Annotated in this window: 5 protein-coding genes; all 5 read left to right on the forward strand. The window is 72.1% G+C overall.

Going from position 1 to position 3712, the window contains the following annotated elements:
• Positions 1-50: 50 nt before the first annotated feature.
• Positions 51-530 carry a sigma-70 family RNA polymerase sigma factor gene (locus tag VGD85_RS08670; protein WP_331063055.1) on the forward strand — a complete coding sequence of 160 codons (480 nt, stop codon included), beginning with the start codon at positions 51-53 and terminating at the stop codon, positions 528-530.
• Positions 527-1138, forward strand: a complete 612-nt coding sequence (locus VGD85_RS08675; RefSeq protein WP_331063056.1) for a methylated-DNA--[protein]-cysteine S-methyltransferase — start codon at positions 527-529, stop codon at positions 1136-1138. Before VGD85_RS08670 ends, VGD85_RS08675 begins: the two co-directional genes overlap by 4 nt.
• A 145-nt stretch (positions 1139-1283) precedes the next feature.
• Positions 1284-2018, forward strand: a complete 735-nt coding sequence (locus tag VGD85_RS08680) for an SDR family NAD(P)-dependent oxidoreductase (RefSeq protein WP_331063057.1) — start codon at positions 1284-1286, stop codon at positions 2016-2018.
• An 87-nt stretch (positions 2019-2105) separates the two neighbouring features.
• Positions 2106-2609: a DinB family protein gene (locus VGD85_RS08685; RefSeq protein ID WP_331063058.1), complete on the forward strand. Its 504-nt coding sequence runs from the start codon at positions 2106-2108 to the stop codon at positions 2607-2609.
• 200 nt (positions 2610-2809) lie between these two features.
• The coding region (locus VGD85_RS08690; protein ID WP_331063059.1) for a DUF3068 domain-containing protein at positions 2810-3712 on the forward strand (903 nt) is incomplete at its 3' end.

Raw genomic sequence — 3712 nt, forward strand, 5'->3', positions numbered from 1 at the left:
GATGGACCGCGCACACCTCACAAACGAGTGCCGGGGAGCGTCTTTCGAAGGTGAAGCCGTTCGACGAGGTCGTGGCCGAGCACGGGGCGACCGTGCTGCGGGTGTGTCGCGCCGCGCTGGGCCAGGCGGACGCCGACGACGCCTGGACCGAGACCTTCGTGTCCGCCCTGCGTGCCTATCCCCGTCTCGGCCACGACGCCAACGTCGAGGCGTGGCTGGTCACCATCGCCCACCGCAAGATCATCGACCTCCACCGGGCGGCTCGGCGTCGCCCGGTGCCCGTCGAGATCCTCCCCGACACCGGCGCGGCACCGGGTCCCGACCCCGGCGAGCATGACGCGCTCTACGACGCGCTCCGGCAGCTGCCGGACAAGCAGCGCCATGCGGTCGCCTACCACCACCTCGGCGGTCTCTCGCACCGCGAGGTCGCCGAGGTCCTGGGCGGCACCGAGGCCGCGGCCCGGCGCGCCTGCGCCGACGGCATCAAGGCGCTGCGCCGCACCTACGAGCAGGAAGGAGCACACCGATGATCGAGCACACGCCGGACCAGGTCTTGGCGTCGCTGCGGGCCGACGACGCGTCGGCCCTCGCGCGGCTCCGCGACCGACTGGCGGACGAGGCCGACCGCGCGAACCTCCTGGACGTGGCCTACCGGACCCTCGACACGCCCGTCGGCCCCCTTCTCCTCGCCGCGACCCCGGCCGGTCTGGTCCGCGTCGCCTATGCCCGGGAGGGCCACGACGCCGTCCTCCAGGACCTGGCCGACAGGATCAGCCCTCGCGTGCTGCAGGCACCCCGGCGGCTGGACTCCGTCGCGCGCCAGCTCGAGGAGTACTTCGCCCGGACCCGAACGGTCTTCGACGCCCCCCTCGACCTCCGCCTCGCCTCCGGGTTCCGACGCGAGGTGCTGCAGCACCTGCGCGAGATCGCGTACGGAAGCACCGGCAGCTACGCCCAGGTCGCCGCCGCGGCCGGTAGCCCGCGAGCGGTGCGCGCGGTCGGCTCGGCGTGCGCCAGGAACCCCCTGCCGGTGGTCGTGCCCTGCCACCGGGTGATCCGCTCGGACGGTGCGCTCGGCGACTACGTCGGGGGCACGGAGGCCAAGCGGACCCTGCTCGCGATGGAGGGGGCCGCATAGCCGAAGGGCGTCCGTCGGAGTACGACGTGCCGGCGATCTGCCACCGGGACCTCACATCCGGCCCCTCGCGGACGTCTGCCGGGTGGAGCGCGTCGCGTTCCCCCGGGCCGACATCCGCCCGGGTCTGACTCCTGATGGGACATCCATGACTATCGCACTCGTCACCGGCGGCACTCGCGGAATCGGGCTCGCCACGGCGCGCGCCCTCGCACAGACCGGAGCGTGCGTCCTGCTGACCGGGCGCAGGCTCGCGGCCGCGGAGGCGGCGTCGTCCTCGCTGCGGCAGGAGGGGCTCGACGTGCAGGCCCTCGAGCTGGACGTGACGTCCTCGGCCAGCATCGCCGCGGCCGCGGAGCGGGTCGAGCGGGACCAGGGACGTCTCGACGTCCTGGTCAACAACGCCGGCATCCTGCCGGAGGCGACCGACGCCACCGAGCACCACTTCGCCAACCCGGACCTGGTCCGCGCGACCTTCGAGGTCAACGTGTTCGGGCCTGTCGCCGTCACCGAGGCCTTCTTGCCACTGCTCCAGCGCAGTGCCCGTGCCCGGATCGTGAACCTCTCGACCACCATGGGCTCGCTCACCGACCAGGCCGATCCCGACTCGCCGTACTACGGCACGGTCGTGCCCGGGTACCAGAGCTCCAAGGCGGCCCTGAACAGCATCACGATCGGCCTGGCCAAGCGGCTGGCGGCGACCGGCATCAAGGTCACGTCGGTCTGCCCGGGGTTCGTGCAGACCGACCTGACCCCGATGAACAGGGAGCAGGCGCCGCTTGCCGCGTCGCAGGCCGCCCAGGTCGTCCTCGCCGCGGCGACCCTCCCGGACGGCGCCGCGTCGGGGACCTTCGTCGACGCGAACGGGCCGGTCGCCTGGTAGTCGCGACCCGGCGAGGGGTGGCGCCTGAGGCGCCGCGCCACCCCTCGCCGCAGGTCCTCGAGCGTGTCGCTGCCCTAGCCTGGGCGCGTGTCCGTCGACATGTCTCGTGAACGAGCCGTCCTCGTCGGCGGCCTCGCCGGTCAGCGGCGCCATGTGCTGACCCAGCTCGAAGGGCTGTCCGACGAGCAGCTGCGCCGACCCGTGCTGCCCTCGGGGTGGTCCTGCCTCGGGCTGGTCCGGCACCTGACGCTGTCCGACGAGCGCTACTGGTTCGAGGTCGTCGTGGCGGGAGGCCCCTTGGACTTCTGGCCGGAGGCCGACGGCGGCGACTGGCTGGTCGGGCCCGACGAGCCGGCCGCGGACGTCCTCGCGGCCTACCGCGCCGCCATCGTGCGCTCCGACGAGATCATCGCGGCCCGGCAGCTCGACGATCCCCCCGCGCGGCCCGAGGACTGGTGGGGCGAGGCGGGCCTGTCGTTCCCGGACCTGCGCACGATCCTCGGGCACGTCCTGGTCGAGACCTCGGTCCACGCCGGCCACCTCGACGCCGTACGCGAGCTGCTCGACGGGCGCCAGCACCTCGTGCTCTGACGTCGCTCCCGCACGCCCGGCCGTCAGTCGCGGGACGCGCGGGTCGGGGCCCGGTGCTGCGGGGCGCGGGGATTGGACACGTTGTTGTTACCCGCGAGTTGCATAACTCACATTTGGCGGTAGCGTTCGCCCTGTTCGAGATGGCTCGGTCCGTGGCGACAGTCGACGCCCGGCTCCACCGTGCACGCCGAGGAGGCGCCATGCGCAAGGTCCTGCCCGCCCTGGTCATCGCCGTGGGCACGTTCTTCGTGGTCGTGGCGATCGTCGCCCTGACCTGGGTGCCCGGGCAGGTGGAGCGCACGCCGCTGGACACCGACAACGTCACGGACCTCTCCGGGACCGCCGGCGTCTTCTCCGGTGGTGACACCCTCGACGAGGGCCCCGTGCTCGCGTGGAGCACCAACGCCGTCGACTCCGACGCGTCCGACGACGACAACGTCGTGTTCAACACCTCGCTGTGCCTCGTGCACGACGAGGGCGGCATCGACAGCTGCGTGGACGACGCCGACCCCGAGAAGCGGCTGATCAGCGCCGAGACCTCGCTGTTCGTCACCGACCGCCACACCGCGATGACCGTCGACAACGGCGACTACCTGCCGGAGGGCACCCCGCAGCTCGAGGGCCTGCAGAACAAGTGGCCGTTCGGTGCCGAGAAGAAGACCTACCCGGTGTGGGACGACATCGTCGGCAGCGCGGTCGACGCGGAGTACGTCGACGAGGAGAAGATCGACGGCCTCACGGTCTACAAGTACGAGTACCACGCGAACGTCGACTCGGTCCTCGTGGTCGGCGACATCACCGGCACGTACGACGCGACGTACACCTTCTACATCGAGCCGCGCACCGGCTCGATCATCAAGCAGGTCGTCCACCAGGAGCGCACCGCCGACAACGGGACCCCGCTGCTCGAGCTGGACCTCGCGTTCACCGACGAGCAGGTGCAGAAGAACGTCGACGACGCCAACGACGCGATCGGCACGCTGCGGCTCCTCGAGGACATCGTCCCGGTCGTCGGCCTGGCCGTCGGCATCCCGCTCGTCCTGATCGGCGCCCTGCTGGTGCTCATGCGCCGGCGTCGCAACGGCGCTCCCGCCGACCGGCCG

Origin of the sequence: Nocardioides sp. (assembly GCF_036401255.1) — a bacterium.
Classification (GTDB): domain Bacteria; phylum Actinomycetota; class Actinomycetes; order Propionibacteriales; family Nocardioidaceae; genus Nocardioides.

Excerpts from the sequence above, each read along its gene's own strand:
- VGD85_RS08675 (WP_331063056.1), top strand. The coding sequence starts at position 527 with ATGATCGAGCACACGCCGGACCAGGTCTTGGCGTCGCTGCGGGCCGAC.
- VGD85_RS08680 (WP_331063057.1), top strand. The coding sequence starts at position 1,284 with ATGACTATCGCACTCGTCACCGGCGGCACTCGCGGAATCGGGCTCGCC.